Origin of the sequence: Ruegeria sp. THAF33 (assembly GCF_009363615.1) — a bacterium.
Lineage (GTDB): Bacteria > Pseudomonadota > Alphaproteobacteria > Rhodobacterales > Rhodobacteraceae > Ruegeria.
The window spans coordinates 2,782,702-2,798,008 of record NZ_CP045384.1; the positions used below are offsets into that span (position 1 = coordinate 2,782,702).

Here is a 15,307-nt window from a genome sequence, read left to right on the forward strand (position 1 = left end):
AATCTCACCCCGGCTCATATTTGCCGCAGCTTTCGCTCCGGCGTTCAGGTCCTTGTTACGGGATTGGCCAAAATGCGCCCGAGGGTGGGACCCCCAGAATTCTTTGGTCTTACCCGTCTCAGGCAGGGAATTAAGGGGCCGAACGGACCCACCCACCGTCTTGGACGAAACGAAACAAAGCGCACGACGAATCGCACGCTTTGTTCCGCAGGTCTTCTTAGGGCAGATGGAGGGGGTTTCCAAGGGGTAAATTGCACCCAATTCAGATCATACAGCACCCAAATTCCAAGGGCATCTTTTCAGAACTTCCCGTTGTCGTTTTTCCATTCCTCGCGCGGCGGAACCGCTTCGATGGTGCTCCAATGTTCGACGATCTGATCAGCGTCCCAACGATACAAATCATAAAAGCTGGAATGCACCCCATTTCTTTCCCCTTCACACACGCAAAGGACGAAATTTCCCTCTGCCAAAACCCGATGCAAATGCTTGTAGACAAATTTTGTCCCGCTTTCGTTTGTTCCTTCCAACACGTTCTTGAGCGCTACGATTCCGTCGGCCATGTCCGGATTGTGCTGTTTTAGATCCTCTGCAACAAAGTCCGCCAATCTGTCAAACCTGCGCTTTATCAGAACCTCTGTGACAAACATGCTGCTAGCGGCCCGGTTTTCTTCCGTCTTCTCCAGGTCCGTTACTTCGGTGTGGCCATCCAGCATTCCACGCCCAGAAAGGTTTGGACTGCGCAAGGGCTGAATGTTGTCCCAATGCTCTACGGCTTTGCCATCTTCGAACCGAAACACCTCGAACGCGGCGCGCAGGCTACTGAAATCGTACTCAATATGCGCAAAGGCAAAGTCGCCATCCTCGAAAACCCTTTTAAATGTAACCTTGGGTGAGGTTTTGGACAGCCTTGCGAACAGGTCGGCAATACCTTCGCTGCCTTCGTGAGTTTGAGGGTTGTGCTGGATGTACTTCTCTTCATTCACAACCGCTGCCGCCATGGCGTCACCGGTCTCCAAACCCTTAAGAAATCTTTGGAGGAGTTCGCGCTTAGTTTCCATAGCCATGGTCCGTTCGATTCCTAGAACTGAAATGCATGCGATTTATCTTCGCACCGAACCCGGCAAAATGAAAATCCCGGGCAGTTTGCACCACCCGGGATCAATTCTTTTCATCAGATTTGTCTGACTTACTCGCCCGAGGCCTCTGCTACATCAACGGTCACACCGGGGCCCATGGTCGAGCTCAGCGCGATTTTCTTCATGTAGGTGCCTTTGGCGCCCGACGGTTTCGCCTTGGCAACAGCTGAGACAAACGCGCGGACGTTTTCAGCCAGTTTGGCTTCGTCGAACGACGCTTTGCCAACACCGGCATGCACAACGCCGCCTTTTTCCGCCTTGAACTGAACTTCACCACCCTTGGCTGCTTCCACGGCCGCTTTCACGTCCATGGTCACGGTACCAACTTTGGGGTTCGGCATCAGGTTGCGGGGGCCCAGAACTTTACCCAAACGACCGACGATCGGCATCATGTCCGGGGTAGCAATGCAGCGATCAAATTCGATGGTGCCACCCTGAATGGTTTCCATCAGGTCTTCTGCACCAACGATATCCGCGCCTGCTTCTTTCGCTTCGTCTGCCTTGGGGCCACGAGCGAAAACAGCAACGCGCATCGCTTTACCGGTGCCGTTCGGCAGGCCGACAACACCGCGAACCATCTGGTCTGCGTGACGGGTGTCAACGCCCAGGTTCATCGCGATTTCGATGGTCTCGTCGAATTTCGCGGTTGCGTTGGCTTTGACCAGGGCAACTGCTTCATCAACCGACAGGTTTTCCTTGCCGACGACGGCTTCGCGCGCAGCGCGGGTACGTTTACCGAGTTTTGCCATCTTACTTCACCTCGATGCCCATGGAGCGGGCCGAGCCCAGGATGATCTGCATTGCGCCTTCGATGTCGTTGGCGTTCAGATCTTTCATTTTGGCTTCGGCGATTTCGCGAACCTGCTTCGAGGTCACGGTTGCCACGGTCTCACGACCTGGGTTTTCCGCGCCGCGGGGACGGTTACGCTTGCCGACCGGCTTCAGACCAGCTGCTTTTTTCAGGTAATAAGACGCGGGCGGCGTCTTGATGTCCATGGTGAAGGACTTGTCCTGATAATAGGTGATCACGGTCGGGCACGGAGCGCCGGGCTCCATGTCTGCTGTCTTGGCGTTGAACGCCTTGCAGAATTCCATGATGTTGATACCGCGCTGACCCAGCGCCGGACCAACTGGCGGCGACGGGTTCGCCTGACCTGCAGGAACCTGCAGTTTCATTGTACCAGCAAGCTTCTTGGCCATTTGGTTTTCCTTTCAACTTGGGTGAAACGCGTCCCACCCAGATTATGTTGCGTGGTCCGGTCCGGGATCGCGACCCCAGCAACCTCCCACGAGAGAATCTCGCCCGAAGACGATAAAGGCGGCGTTTACATGGGATCAGGAGAGATGACAAGTGGTTGGTGCACCATTCGGGTTGTACCGAATCAAACCCTGAGAGGATTCTTTCTGCCTGCGTGATTGCACGCGAATGTCCGTACAGTTTCGAATTCCTCTAACAATCTGCAAAGACATGTAAAACCGCCAGTTTGCCGCCAATTGAACGCGACATTGGCGCTTGCTTCGCCACAACGCAGATGACCGTGCTATACTCCTTAAAAATTGTGATTATTGGTGGAGATTAATTATGATACTTCGTTTAGCTTTAACTCTTGGCATCGCCTTTTCTCTTGCTGCTGCTATCCCTCAAACGGCGCGGGCCGACGCTGGAGAGTTTCTTGGTGGTGCGGTCGTCGGCGGGATCGTTGGTTACGCGATCGGCAAGGACCAACAAAAGAAAAAATCTCAGAGAACAACTTCATCGAACCGCACCTATCGGTCAGGTATTCCATCGACCACGCAAGGCGCGCAAACTCAGACCGCGCTCAATTACTTCGGGTACAATGCAGGACGGGTCGATGGTCAGGTCGGTCGCGGCACCCGGTCCGCAATCGAACGCTATCAGGCCTCGATGGGTTATCCTATAAACGGCTATGATTTTCAGCCGTATCAGTATGACTTTCTGATGCAAGCCTACTATTGGGCCACAAGCGGTGGACAGGCGACGACTCAACTTGCGGGCCAACCACTTCTGATGGCGTATCGCCGTCAGGTGCAGACGGGATCTGCTTTGGCTACTGCCCCGCAAGCTCCGGCACAAGCCGCCCCGGCACAACCTGTTCCGGTTGCGACACCGCAAGAACCTGAGCCGGAGACAACCGAAACAACGTCTGCCAGCCTGCCGAGCCTGTTTTCCGGCGGCACCGGAGGCCCGTCGCTGGCCAATCGCTGTAGCGGGGTCATGCTGCAAACATCTACCAATGGCGGTTATACGACCCTGGCGAACATGTCGGATCCCGACTTTGCGCTCAGCGAACAGTTCTGTCTTGCCCGCAGCTACGCGATGGCGCGCGGTGAAGATCTGATTCAGGATATCCAGGGGCTCACGCCGGATCAGGTCAGTGCTCAATGCGACTCGTATGGTGAAATGGTGGCGCCTCAGGTTGATGCTCTGTCTATCAACTCGAAAACCGAGGCTGAAACCCAGATGCGTAAGCTGGCGCTGGACTCGGGCCTCAGCCCCCAAGATCTTGCCGCGACAAGCAAGGTCTGCCTGGCGATTGGCTATCGTCAGGACAACATGGATGCCGCTCTTGGGTCTGCCCTGATGCTGGTCGCAATGGGTGAGCCCGCCTATGGCGAGCTGATTGGCCACCATCTGCGCGAAGGCTTCGGTGTACAGAAACGTCGCGATCTTGCGATGCAGTGGTATGACGCGAGCCTGTCGGCACTGGATGCCGGATCGCAGGCTGTGTTCCTGCCCTCGCAGACCGACCGCCCGCAACTCTTGCGCGCGGCCATGGTTCAGGCGCAATAGGTCGATCCGTTTTCAGCGAATACCCAAACAAAAAACGCCGCGTTGCCCTTGGCATCGCGGCGTTTCAATTCTCGAGGAATGTTTCCTCAGCTCTGCTTGGTGACCTGCGTGAAATCCAGCTCGACCGGAGTTTCCCGGCCGAAGATCGAAACCGAAACCTTCAGCTTCTGGTTCTCGTCGTCCACACCTTCGACCATGCCGTCGAAATCTTCGAACGGGCCGTCGTTGACTTTGACCTTCTCACCGACCTCGAAGCTGATCATCAGCTTGGGTGCTTCTTCACCTTCCTGAACACGGTTCAGGATCTGGTTCACTTCGGCGTCGCGCATCGGCATCGGGCGGCCTTGCGGGCCCAGGAAACCGGTGACGCGGTTGATCGAGTTGATCAGGTGATACCCCTGATCCGACATTTCCATATGCACCAGAACGTAACCAGGCATAAAGCGGCGTTCGGTCGTGACCTTCTTGCCCCGGCGCACTTCGATCACCTCTTCGGTGGGCACCAGAACTTCGTCGATATCGTCCTCAAGGCCCTGTTCAGCCACCGACGTGCGGATCTGTTCTGCGATCTTCTTTTCGAAATTCGAAAGAACGCTGACCGAGTACCACCGTTTCGCCATGAACCTGTCGTCCTTGTTTTTCTTCGGGGCATCAAGCGTACCGGACACACCCGTCATTAAAATCTTGTCACGCCATCCGGAATAAAAAGCGGCGCGCAGCCCGAATCGCCACACGCCCATTCCGAATAGTACCGCGTCACCTACTCTGACATTGCCCGCAGCGCAAGGGGGCAGAGACGTTTCAGCGCGCTGATCCCGTCTAGCTAAAAGCACCCAGGATCAGTTGAAGACCACCCCGAATACCCAAATCGACCAAAGCGAAAAATACAGCCGTCAGCGCCGCCATGATGAAGACCATTACCGTGGTCAGCAGCACCTCGCGCCGGGTCGGCCAGACGACCTTGGAGACTTCGGCACGGACTTGCTGAATGAACTGGATCGGATTGGTGGTGGCCATTTGGCGTGTTCTCTCTGCTAGCGGATGGGCCGGACATAGCCGGGCATTGCGGCAATTTCAAGGGCAGTTGGTTCAACTCTGCCTCTATAGGGCATTCGTTCAGGGTTTGGGTTTGTCATCCCATTCGTCGCTCAGGATCCGGCGCGCATCACCTTCGGGGTCTTCGTACTGGTTCGTACGAACGGTATATACGAAGGCAGCCAGACCAACGCCCCCCAGGAACAGGGAAATCGGGATCAGATAAGCAAGCACTTCCATTCAGGTTACCTCAGCCGCAGGGCGTTCAGGGACACGGTAATGGACGAGGTCGACATCGCCAAGGCCGCGATCAGCGGTGTCGCCAATCCGATCACGGCCAGAGGAACGGCGATCACGTTGTAAACGGTTGCGATCTGGAAGTTTTCGCGAATGCGTCTGGTGGCTTTGACGGCCGTGTCACACGCATCCGCAATGGGCGAAAGATCATTGCCCAACAGCACGATATCCGACGCGACCCGCGCCGCATCCAGCGCAGAGGCCGGAGAGATCGACACATGCGCCGCGGCCAAAGCGGCGGTATCGTTCAGCCCGTCGCCAACCATCAGAACTTTGTGGCCTTCATCGCTGAGATCCTGAATGCGTCTTGCCTTGTCCTGCGGCAAAGCCTCGGCGATCCAATCCGTGATTCCCAGTTTTTCGGCCAAGGCGCGCACCGCCCCCTGCGAATCCCCTGAAATCAAAAGTACACGTTTGCCCGAAGCACGCAGGGCATCCGCCGCCTCAGCAGCGCCGGGGCGCAACGCGTCCGAGAATCGGAAGGCCACGGGTGCGTCCTCGCCGATTGCAAGCCAGGCTGAAGTATCGGCGCCCTGATCCGCGCCGACCCAGGCCGCCCGCCCCAGACGAACACGTTGACCACGGAATTCGCCCTCGGTGCCATAGCCGGGAACCTCGGCTATTCCCCGCACATTTGCTGGTTTAATCCCTGCCGCACGCGCCGCTTTTGCCAGTGATACGGACAAAGGATGTGCAGAAGCCTCGGCCAGCGCCAGAGCGACCTCGACCTTGGCGCGTGCATGGTCTGCCAGATTGACCAGTTCGGGTGCGCCGGATGTCAGCGTGCCCGTCTTGTCGAATACAACCGTGTCGGCTTCGGACAGCCGTTCCAGAGCTGTGGCGTGCTTGATCAGCATTCCCTTGCGGAACAACCGGCCCGACGCGGCCGTGGTTACTGCTGGCACGGCCAGACCCAACGCACAGGGGCAGGTAATAATCAGAACAGCCGCCGCGATATTCAGCGCCGTGCGCAAGTCACCGGAATAGATGTACCACCCAACAAAGCTGAGCGCCGACAGAATGTGAACACCCGGCGCATACAGCTTGGCGGCCTTGTCGGCCAACGAGGTATAACGGGACCGGCCAGACTCGGCGATGGCGACCAGATCAGCCATACGATGGAGCGACGTGTCTTCACCCACCGCCGTTGCCCGGATTGTCAACGGACCCGTCAGATTGACTTCACCCGCGCTCACAGTCTGCCCGGCTTCGGCAAAGACTGGCACCGTCTCGCCTGTCAGAAGGGATCGATCCAGTTCGGACTGACCCGACACGATCTGGCCGTCCACGGGCATGCGCCCACCCGGTCGCACAAGGATCAGGTCTCCGACGCGCAACTCGGCAACGGGAACTTCATCTTCAACCCCATCGGCGACACGAATGGCGCGGGGAACTTCCAACGCGGTCAATTCCTCGGCCGCAGATCGCGCCGCGGCACGGGTGCGGTAATCAAGATACCGTCCGGCCAGCAGAAAGAAGGTCAATGTCAGGGCTGCGTCGAAATAGGCATGCTCGCCGCTCAACGCGGTTTCCCACAACGACGTGACCAGCGCCAACAGGATCGCCAGCACAATCGGCACATCCATATTCAGCCGTCGCACGCGCAGGGCGCTCCAGGCATTGGCAAAGAACGGCTGGGCCGAGAACGCAATGGCGGGCAGCGCGATGGCCGCTGAAATCCAGTGGAACATGTCCCGCGTTGCATCCGTCGCACCGGACCAGACCGACACCGACAGCAACATCACGTTCATGGATGCAAACCCGGCCACGGCCAGCCGCATCAAAAGATCACGCCCGGCCTTGTCCGTCTGCGTTGCGGACAAAGCCCCCGGATCAAGCTCATGTGCTTCGAATCCTGCCTGTTCAAGCACCGGGATCAGATCGCTTGCACGCGTTTCCGGCGTGGCTTTGATCATCGCGCGTTTGAGCGTCAGGTTCACCCGGGCGTCTTCGACGCCGGGATGCGCGTTCAGTTCACGCTCGACCGTCGCGATACAGGCCGAGCAATGAATGCCCGGCAGCGACAAGGCGATCTGTACATCTTCCGGTATGGGCCGGGCCGGTTCTGCCGGGGCCGCAAGGCAGCCCGGGCAAGCTGCTGTGCCGGATGAAAGCTGAGCCGTCATGCTTACCCCTTCACGTAAAGCGGGACGCGCTGCGAGAATTCGGCACCGTTTCCGTCACGCGCCACCAATCGGATGTTCCAGTTGCCCTTACCCAGTGTAGCAGGCGTGGCATAGGCTGTACCGTCGAACGTAAAATCCGGCACGAAGTCGTCGCGCAAATGGGTTGCCCGGCCGACCACGGCCTGCAATTCGCTCACCTCAACTGGCGCACCGCTTTCGTCGGTGATGTGCAGGATTAGAAGGCCGCCTTTGGTTTCCGCCCGAACTGTCCAGCCCAGCGCCTGCTGCTCTTTCAGGCGCTCGTTGAACTCCTGACTGGCGACGTAGGAGTTCTTGACCTCCAGCCCGGGAAAGGTTTTCACCGCATTATACGCCAGCACGAGGTTCACCGCGATGATCACGCCAAAAGCGCCGACAAACACGGCCAAAGCGTGCTTTCCGGTGAATTTACGTTCGGCCATGATCAGTTCCCTCGTCCGTTAAACGTGGTGTCCTTGTAGGCGCGTTCGCCGCTGCTGAGGTCTTCGACCCAGATCCGTACTGGCGTCGCCTCTGCTGCGGCCGGATCGCTATCGCGGGAGGCCACGATATATACACGGGTCAATTGTGCCGTATCCGCCGTGACATTCACAGTATCGATTTTGGTTCCCTCGATTTCCAGTCGCATCGCCGGATCGCCCGCCAAAGACAGTTTGAACAGACGGTCCTCACCGTGCTTGTTGCGCAGTCGAACGTCATAGGTGTTGCGGATTGTACCGTCCGACAGGGTGACGAAAGTGGGGTTGCGGACCGGTGCAACAGTCAGATCGATGTCAGAACGGATGAAGAGTGCAAACAACAGCCCGAACCCGACCAGCGCCCACAATGCGGTGTACATGATCGTACGCGGCCTTAGAATGTGCTTCCAGACATTCTTGGCGGGCTCGCCGGATCGCTCATGCTCTTCATCGCTCAGCGCCATGTAGTCGATCAGCCCTCGTGGCTTTCCGATCTTGGCCATCATGTCATCACACGCGTCGATACAAAGGGCACAGGTGATGCATTCCAGCTGCTGACCATCCCGAATATCGATCCCGACAGGGCAGACATTCACGCAGGCCATACAGTCGATGCAATCCCCCAATTCAGAATCGGCCGTCCGCTTGCCTTTGCCGCGCGGTTCACCCCGCCATTCGCGATAGCCGACAACCAGCGTGTCCTCATCCATCATCGCCGCCTGAATGCGCGGCCATGGGCAGGCATAGATACAGATCTGCTCGCGGGCGAACCCGCCGAAGAAGAAGGTTGTACCCGTCAGGATCAACATCGTCGTGTAGGCAATGGGATGCGCGTTGCCCGTCACAAGATCACGGGCCAGCGTAGGTGCATCCGCGAAATAGAACACCCAGGCACCACCTGTCGCCAAACCGATCAGAAACCAGACCGCCCATTTGGTGACCCGCAGGCGAGCCTTTCGGAGATCAAGCTTTTCCTGACGGTGCAGGCGCAGGCGGGCGTTTCTGTCGCCTTCAATCCACCGCTCGACCAAAATGAACAGGTCCGTCCAGACGGTTTGCGGGCATGCGTATCCGCACCAAACGCGACCCAGAGCGGACGTAAACAGGAACAGACCCAACCCTGCCATGATCAGCAGACCAGCGACAAAGTAGAATTCGTGCGGCCAGATCTCGATCCAGAAGAAATAAAAACGTCGATTTGCAAGATCCAGCAGGACAGCCTGATCAGGCAGGCTGGGGCCACGATCCCATCTGATCCAGGGTGTCACATAGTAGATGCCCAGTGTCACGATGAGGATGATCCATTTCAGGTTTCGAAACGGCCCCGAAACACGTCTTGGAAAAATCGGCTCACGCGCGGCGTAAAGGCTGGGGGCGGGATCGGAATCGCTCACTGGCTGGCTCCACAAATGGGTCTTCTGAAGACGTCTTGTTCCAGATCATGCCTAGGCGAACTTTGACATGGGTCAAAAAGCGCATCGAGCAAACATCTTTTGAAGATCAGCGCATCCTGCCGGCGCTGGAATTAAATCATTTTACCCGATTTTCAGCCGATTTTGGCGCAAAATCTGCTTGTGGCGCGATACCAGCTGCAAATCGCAATTGCAGTTTTCAAAGTACCGGCCAATTGTCGCAGCCCCGGGTCAGACCTGCCCGGACGCGGATGGTCAGCCGTCTTTGCAAAGAACGGAATGGCAAAACAACAGGAATTCAGTGTAAAAAAGCACCGGCTGTTCAGGAAACGCGCGAACAGATGGAACAGCCGGTGCTACAGCCTTCGGGCGGCGAACCGCCCGAAGGTGCCCTCTAGGTCTTACTGGCCACCACCCAACTGGTGGACATAGGCGGAAACCGCACGGATCTGCGCCTCGGTCAGTCGGGTATCCCATGGCGGCATGACACCAAAGCGGCTGTAAGTCACAGTTTCGGTCAGAGCTTCTTCGCTACCGCCATAAAGCCAGATCGCGTCGGTCAGGTTCGGCGCCCCCTGGAAGATGTCACCTTTGCCATCTTCACCATGGCAGGACGCGCAGTTGTCTTCGAAGACAACCTTGCCCGCCTGTGCCGCCGCGTCATCGGTCTGAGCGTTGCTCAGCGACATGACATACTGAACCACCTGCGTGATTTCGTCATGCTCCAGGATTTCACCGAAGGCAGGCATCTCGGAATAGCGCGCATCGTCGCTTTCTTCGTTCCGGATACCATAGCTGACGGTGTAGACGATATCTTCCATCGTACCACCCCACAGCCAGGCGTCATCCAGCAGGTTCGGGAAACCCGGCGCGCCCTGCGCACCGGAACCGTGGCACTGTGCACACCAGGTACGGAACACGGCACCGCCAGAGTTCACGGCATATTGCTGAAGCTCAGCGTCCTTCGCGATGTCTTCCAATGGTGTTTCCACCAGTTTGGCGTTCCAGGGTGCATTTGCCTCTTCGAATGCGACCATCTCCTGCTGGACCAAAGCCCGTGAAGACCAGCCCAGCACGCCAGCAGTTGCCGACTGCACCAGGGGCCATGCTGGATACATGATCGTGTAGATCACGCCCCAGAAGATAGTGGCGTAGAAGGTCCACAGCCACCAGCGCGGCATCGGGTTGTCGAACTCTTCGATCCCGTCCCAGCTGTGCCCGGTTGTGTTCGGATCACCCGGCTGTTTTTCAGGTGTCTTGCTCATTGCCGCGCCTCCTTGGATGTGGCGGGTTTGTCTTGATGCCGGAAGGGGATGTTGGCGGTGTCCTTGTATTCCTTGCTGGCACCGGGGCGGAAAACCCAGATGACGATACCAACGAAGAAGGCGAACAACAGCAGCAGCATCCAGCTATCCGCGAACTGCCTGAGAATTGTGTATTCTTCCATCACGATCCTCCTTTAGCGGCTTGCGTCCGGGGTGAAGGTCGAGAAATCGACCAACGTGCCCAGCATCTGAAGATAGGCAACCAACGCATCAGCTTCGGTCAACTCGGGCTGGCCGTCGAAGTTGCGCACGTTGACCTTGTCGCCGTAACGCTCCAGCAGCCCGTCATAGTCGCTGTCCGGGTCAGCCTGAGCGAGGAAGTCGGCTTGTGCGTTTTCCAGCATCTCTTCGGAATAGGGCGTACCGACCAGAGCATTGGCGGCCATCACATCACCGATGTACTTTCCGTCAATTTTGCGATGTTCGAGGAAGCCGTATTTCGGCATCACGGATTCCGGCACAACGGATTGCGGGTCCCGCAGGTGGTCGACATGCCATTGGTCAGAATAGCGGCCACCGACACGCGCCAGATCCGGTCCGGTCCGTTTGGACCCCCACTGGAACGGGTGATCGTACATCGATTCCGCCGCCAGCGAGTAGTGGCCATAGCGTTCGACCTCATCCCGCATCGGGCGGATCATCTGGCTGTGGCAGACATAGCAGCCTTCGCGGATGTAGATCTCGCGCCCCGCCATTTCGAGAGGGGTGTAAGGGCGCATGCCCTCCACCTTTTCGATCGTGTTCTCAAGATAGAACAGCGGGGTGATCTGAACGATGCCGCCGATGGTCACGACCAGAAAGCTGAAGATCAGCAGGAGGGTCGCGTTGGTCTCGAGGATCTTGTGTTTGTCGAGAATTGCCATTGCTCCGGCCCTCCTTATTCAGCCGGGACCGCGACGGTCAGGCTGGCCTCTTTGGCCGGCGCTTTCCGCACAGTCATCCACAGGTTGTAGCACATGATCAGCGAACCGGCGACGAACATCACGCCACCCAGAGCACGCACCACATACATCGGGAACTTGGCAGCCACGGTGTCGGCGAACGAGTTCACCAGGAAGCCGTTGGCATCCACTTCGCGCCACATCAGGCCTTCCATGATACCGGTGACCCACATCGAGGCGGCGTAAAGCACGATACCGATGGTGGCGAGCCAGAAGTGCCAGCTGACCATTTGCAGCGAATACAGACGCTCACGCTTCCACAGGACGGGCACCAGGAAGTACAGCGCACCGAAGGTGATCATGCCGTTCCAGCCCAGCGCGCCCGAATGCACGTGACCAATGGTCCAGTCTGTGTAGTGCGACAGCGAGTTCACCGCGCGGATCGACATCATCGGGCCTTCGAAGGTGGACATGCCGTAGAAGCCGACCGAGATCACCATCATCCGGATCACCGGGTCAGTGCGCAGCTTGTCCCATGCGCCCGACAGAGTCATCAGACCGTTGATCATACCACCCCAAGACGGCATCCACAGGACCACCGAGAACACCATGCCCAGCGTCGAAGCCCAGTCAGGCAGCGCGGTATAGTGCAGGTGGTGCGGACCGGCCCAGATATACAGGAAGATCAGTGCCCAGAAGTGGATGATCGACAGCTTGTACGAGAATACAGGGCGTTCGGCCTGTTTCGGGATGAAATAGTACATCATGCCCAGGAAGCCGGCAGTCAGGAAGAATCCCACCGCGTTGTGGCCGTACCACCACTGGATCATGGCGTCTTGTACGCCCGACCAGACGATGACCGATTTCGAACCCCAGATGCTGACGGGAACGGTCATGTTGTTGACCAGGTGCAGCATCGCGACGGTGACGATAAAGGCGAGGTAGAACCAGTTGGCCACATAGATATGCGGCTCTTTCCGCTTGACGATCGTGCCCAGGAACACGGCCAGGTAGGCGACCCAGACAATGGTCAGCCACAGATCGACATACCATTCAGGCTCGGCATATTCCTTGGACTGCGTTCCGCCCAGAACATAGCCCGTCGCCGCCAGAACGATGAACAGCTGATAGCCCCAGAAAACGAACCAGGCCAGATTGCCGCCCCAAAGACGCGCGGCGCTGGTACGTTGAACGACGTAGAACGACGTTGCGATCAGCGCGTTGCCACCAAAGGCAAAAATCACTGCCGACGTATGCAGCGGACGCAAACGACCGAAATTCAGATACCCCTGTGCCCATTCAAAGTTCAGCACCGGAAAGGCGAGCTGAAACGCGATGAAGGTCCCGGCCAGAAACCCGACCACGCCCCAGAAGGCGGTTGCGATCACGCCATAGCGGATCACGTCATCCATGTATTCGCCCGAGCGATCGACTAGAATATCTGGCTCGTCAGTGTTTCGAAGCGTCCAGATAAACAGGCCACCGGCGATAAGCATCACCAGCAGTGCATGTACCTGATACGCCAAATCGCGTGCATAATTGGTTCCGATCGCTGCAAACAGCGCGATCAGACCAAGCACGATCAGCTTGATGTAATTCGACATATTGCGTCCCTTTGCCATGCCCCGCGCGTTTTTGATTCTTGTACGCGCGAAACCCATTTGACTGGCTGCCGTTCTGAAGCACGGCAGCTGTTACTGCTTTGATCTGTATCAAGACAGTTCTGCGTTTTCTGTGACACGCATTGTAGAGGAAATAGGCCGACTGGTCACATGAGACCAAATGCCCGAATCATGAGGTCGCAATGACTTACAAATCACTACTCACTGTCATGACCGAAACGCAGACGGCACCCGCCGCTCTGGCGCAGATGGTGGCCCTGGCAGAATCGCAGGATGCACATGCCGAAGCCCTGTGCCTTGGCGTCGATCGCAGTCAGACAGGTTATTACTATGCGGGTGCCAATGCGCTTATCGTTCAGGAAACACTGAGCCGGGCCAATGCCGAGGCCCAGGAGCTGTTGAACTTTGCCAATGACTACCTTGGCAAGTCCGGCGTTCGCTGGTCCGCCGAGCACGGCGTCGCGCAGATTGCCGATATCGGACGCCATGTTGCGCATCGGGCACGGTTTTCCGATCTGGTGGTCCTGCCGCACCCTTATGGCAAAGACCGCGCTGCCGAGGCCGAGCCGATCATCGAAGCCGCCATGTTCGAGGGGCATTGCCCGGTTCTGGTCGTACCGGACGACGCCGAGCCCCTGACGGTGCCGCGCAATATCATGATAGGTTGGAACGAAAGCGTAGAGGCCATGTGCGCCATTCGTCACGCCCTGCCATTCCTGAAACAGGCCGAGCTGGTCCGAATCGTGGTCATCGATCCGCCCCGCCATGGGCCGGACCGGTCTGATCCGGGCGGAATGCTGTCACAGATGCTGGCCCGACACGGGGTCAAATGTGAGATTGATGTGCTGAGCAAAAGCATGACGCGCGTGTCGGATATTCTCAACCGTCACGCATCCGATACAGAATCGGATCTGATCGTCATGGGCGCTTACGGTCATTCCCGTTTTCGCGAGGCCATTCTGGGCGGCGCAACCCGCAACATGCTGGAGCAGTCTACCGTACCGGTATTCCTGGCCCATTGATCCGCCCTTCAAAAGCCGCCCGACGTGGCGGCTTTTGTCATCCTCTCTTTTGTCATCCTCTGCGGATCAGGCCTATCAGGAACAACAGGATCACGGCACCTGCTGTTGCGAAGAGGATAGATGACAGCAGGCCGCCGCCAACGGCGAATCCAAGCGCCGGAAAAATCAACCCCGCCAGAAACGCACCTACGATTCCGACAACTATGTTTCCGAAAAGACCAAAACCCCTGCCCTCCATGATCTTTCCGGAAAGCCAACCGGCGATTGCGCCGACCAAAAGCATTGCCAACAAACTGGTAAATTCCATGCCGAGCTCCTGAATTAGATATCTCGCGAAAAAGACTGCGGCGGCTGTTCGTGGTCAAAAGCCGATTACGTCAGACCGGAAAGCCGCCATCCGAATCGTCACCTGCCTCTTCCATCAGGCGGCCCAGATCGGGGATGGTCACGTGTCGCTTTCCTTCAAGTGTGATCACCCCGTCTTTTTTCAAAGCTGATATCTGGCGACTGACCGTTTCCAATGTCAAACCCAGGTAATCCGCCATTGCTTCTCGGGTCAGGGGCAGGTCGAACACGATAGATCCAGTCAGACCCTTTTGGCTGACCGAAGCGTCCCGGCGCGCAATGATCGACAGCAGGCTGGCAATCTTCTCACGCGCCGTTTTGCGCCCCAGAACCAGCATCCACTCGCGGGCGGCATCAAGCTCGTCCAAAGTCATCTGCAAAAGACGATGGGCGATATGCGGGGTGTGGTCCATCAACTCTTCGAACGGTTTCTTGCGGAAACAGCACATCACGACATCCGTCGTGGCCTGAACATCATAGGGCGCAGTATCGCGACCCGGGCGGCCAACGAAGTCGCTTGGCAGCAGCAGACCAACCATTTGGGTGCGGCCATCTTCCATTGTCTGAGTCAACGACGCGATACCAGCCACAACCGAGCCGACAAAACTCATCTGATCCCCAGACCAGATGATCGTCTGACCCGCTTCAAAACTGCGGTAATATTTAATGCTTTCAAGCTCTTCCAGCTCATCGGCATCACAACGGGCGCAGACGGCGCGATGACGAATCGGGCAATCTCCGCAATTTGAATGGTCAAATTGTGCTTTTACTGTCATGCGCGTTCCCACTTGATCTCC

The 15,307-nt window shown here is 57.5% G+C and carries 18 protein-coding genes; 3 read left to right on the forward strand and 15 right to left on the reverse strand.

Going from position 1 to position 15,307, the window contains the following annotated elements; genetic code table 11:
* Positions 1 to 299: 299 nt before the first annotated feature.
* The 3 genes from FIU92_RS13930 to rplK all read right to left on the reverse strand — a co-directional run bounded on the left by FIU92_RS13930 (position 300) and on the right by rplK (position 2,336).
* Positions 300 to 1,064 (reverse strand): nuclear transport factor 2 family protein, encoded by a 765-nt coding sequence (locus tag FIU92_RS13930; RefSeq protein WP_254705311.1) that lies wholly within the window; start codon positions 1,062 to 1,064, stop codon positions 300 to 302.
* A 122-nt stretch (positions 1,065 to 1,186) separates the two neighbouring features.
* Positions 1,187 to 1,885, reverse strand: a complete 699-nt coding sequence (gene rplA, locus FIU92_RS13935; protein ID WP_152459180.1) for a 50S ribosomal protein L1 — start codon at positions 1,883 to 1,885, stop codon at positions 1,187 to 1,189.
* A 1-nt stretch (position 1,886) separates the two neighbouring features.
* The gene (gene rplK, locus FIU92_RS13940) at positions 1,887 to 2,336 is read right to left on the reverse strand and encodes a 50S ribosomal protein L11 (protein WP_152459181.1); all 450 of its coding nucleotides are present in this window, start codon (positions 2,334 to 2,336) and stop codon (positions 1,887 to 1,889) included.
* 382 nt (positions 2,337 to 2,718) lie between these two features.
* Here rplK and FIU92_RS13945 point away from each other — a divergent pair, with 382 nt between their 5' ends.
* Complete coding sequence (locus FIU92_RS13945; protein WP_152459182.1) at positions 2,719 to 3,948, forward strand: peptidoglycan-binding domain-containing protein; 1,230 nt, start codon at positions 2,719 to 2,721, stop codon at positions 3,946 to 3,948.
* 86 nt (positions 3,949 to 4,034) lie between these two features.
* Here the strand turns inward: FIU92_RS13945 and nusG are convergent, their stop codons facing one another.
* The 6 genes from nusG to ccoG form a co-directional block, all read right to left on the reverse strand.
* The gene (nusG, locus tag FIU92_RS13950) at positions 4,035 to 4,568 is read right to left on the reverse strand and encodes a transcription termination/antitermination protein NusG (protein WP_152459924.1); all 534 of its coding nucleotides are present in this window, start codon (positions 4,566 to 4,568) and stop codon (positions 4,035 to 4,037) included.
* A 199-nt stretch (positions 4,569 to 4,767) separates the two neighbouring features.
* On the reverse strand, positions 4,768 to 4,965 hold the full coding sequence (gene secE / locus FIU92_RS13955) for a preprotein translocase subunit SecE (RefSeq protein ID WP_050605011.1): 198 nt from the start codon (positions 4,963 to 4,965) through the stop codon (positions 4,768 to 4,770).
* A gap of 99 nt (positions 4,966 to 5,064) precedes the next feature.
* The gene (gene ccoS / locus FIU92_RS13960) at positions 5,065 to 5,223 is read right to left on the reverse strand and encodes a cbb3-type cytochrome oxidase assembly protein CcoS (RefSeq protein ID WP_152459183.1); all 159 of its coding nucleotides are present in this window, start codon (positions 5,221 to 5,223) and stop codon (positions 5,065 to 5,067) included.
* A gap of 5 nt (positions 5,224 to 5,228) precedes the next feature.
* A complete protein-coding gene (locus tag FIU92_RS13965; RefSeq protein ID WP_152459184.1) occupies positions 5,229 to 7,406 on the reverse strand; it encodes a heavy metal translocating P-type ATPase in 2,178 nt (725 codons plus the stop codon).
* Positions 7,407 to 7,408: 2 nt separating this feature from the next.
* Positions 7,409 to 7,867 carry a FixH family protein gene (locus FIU92_RS13970; RefSeq protein WP_152459185.1) on the reverse strand — a complete coding sequence of 153 codons (459 nt, stop codon included), beginning with the start codon at positions 7,865 to 7,867 and terminating at the stop codon, positions 7,409 to 7,411.
* A 2-nt stretch (positions 7,868 to 7,869) separates the two neighbouring features.
* Positions 7,870 to 9,297, reverse strand: a complete 1,428-nt coding sequence (gene ccoG, locus FIU92_RS13975; protein WP_152459186.1) for a cytochrome c oxidase accessory protein CcoG — start codon at positions 9,295 to 9,297, stop codon at positions 7,870 to 7,872.
* Between the two features lie 35 nt (positions 9,298 to 9,332).
* On the opposite strand from ccoG, the gene FIU92_RS13980 reads away from it, so the two are divergent.
* Positions 9,333 to 9,713 (forward strand): hypothetical protein, encoded by a 381-nt coding sequence (locus tag FIU92_RS13980; protein WP_152459187.1) that lies wholly within the window; start codon positions 9,333 to 9,335, stop codon positions 9,711 to 9,713.
* Positions 9,714 to 9,716: 3 nt separating this feature from the next.
* Here FIU92_RS13980 and ccoP read toward each other — a convergent pair whose 3' ends face one another.
* The 4 genes from ccoP to ccoN are packed head-to-tail and all read right to left on the reverse strand — an operon-like array spanning position 9,717 to position 13,125.
* A complete protein-coding gene (gene ccoP / locus FIU92_RS13985) occupies positions 9,717 to 10,580 on the reverse strand; it encodes a cytochrome-c oxidase, cbb3-type subunit III (RefSeq protein WP_152459188.1) in 864 nt (287 codons plus the stop codon).
* Positions 10,577 to 10,762 (reverse strand): CcoQ/FixQ family Cbb3-type cytochrome c oxidase assembly chaperone, encoded by a 186-nt coding sequence (locus FIU92_RS13990; RefSeq protein WP_050605006.1) that lies wholly within the window; start codon positions 10,760 to 10,762, stop codon positions 10,577 to 10,579. The genes ccoP and FIU92_RS13990 overlap by 4 nt, the downstream gene beginning before the upstream one ends.
* A gap of 12 nt (positions 10,763 to 10,774) precedes the next feature.
* Positions 10,775 to 11,503 (reverse strand): cytochrome-c oxidase, cbb3-type subunit II, encoded by a 729-nt coding sequence (ccoO, locus tag FIU92_RS13995; RefSeq protein WP_152459189.1) that lies wholly within the window; start codon positions 11,501 to 11,503, stop codon positions 10,775 to 10,777.
* A 14-nt stretch (positions 11,504 to 11,517) separates the two neighbouring features.
* Positions 11,518 to 13,125, reverse strand: coding sequence for a cytochrome-c oxidase, cbb3-type subunit I (ccoN, locus tag FIU92_RS14000; RefSeq protein WP_152459190.1), 1,608 nt, complete (start codon positions 13,123 to 13,125; stop codon positions 11,518 to 11,520).
* Positions 13,126 to 13,325: 200 nt separating this feature from the next.
* On the opposite strand from ccoN, the gene FIU92_RS14005 reads away from it, so the two are divergent.
* Entirely contained in the window at positions 13,326 to 14,165 is an 840-nt protein-coding gene (locus FIU92_RS14005) for a universal stress protein (protein ID WP_152459191.1), read from the forward strand.
* Between the two features lie 52 nt (positions 14,166 to 14,217).
* On the opposite strand, the gene FIU92_RS14010 is transcribed toward FIU92_RS14005, so the two are convergent.
* Positions 14,218 to 14,472: a GlsB/YeaQ/YmgE family stress response membrane protein gene (locus tag FIU92_RS14010; RefSeq protein ID WP_152459192.1), complete on the reverse strand. Its 255-nt coding sequence runs from the start codon at positions 14,470 to 14,472 to the stop codon at positions 14,218 to 14,220.
* 70 nt (positions 14,473 to 14,542) lie between these two features.
* Positions 14,543 to 15,286 (reverse strand): transcriptional regulator FnrL, encoded by a 744-nt coding sequence (fnrL, locus tag FIU92_RS14015; RefSeq protein WP_152459193.1) that lies wholly within the window; start codon positions 15,284 to 15,286, stop codon positions 14,543 to 14,545.
* Positions 15,287 to 15,307 lie beyond the last annotated feature (21 nt).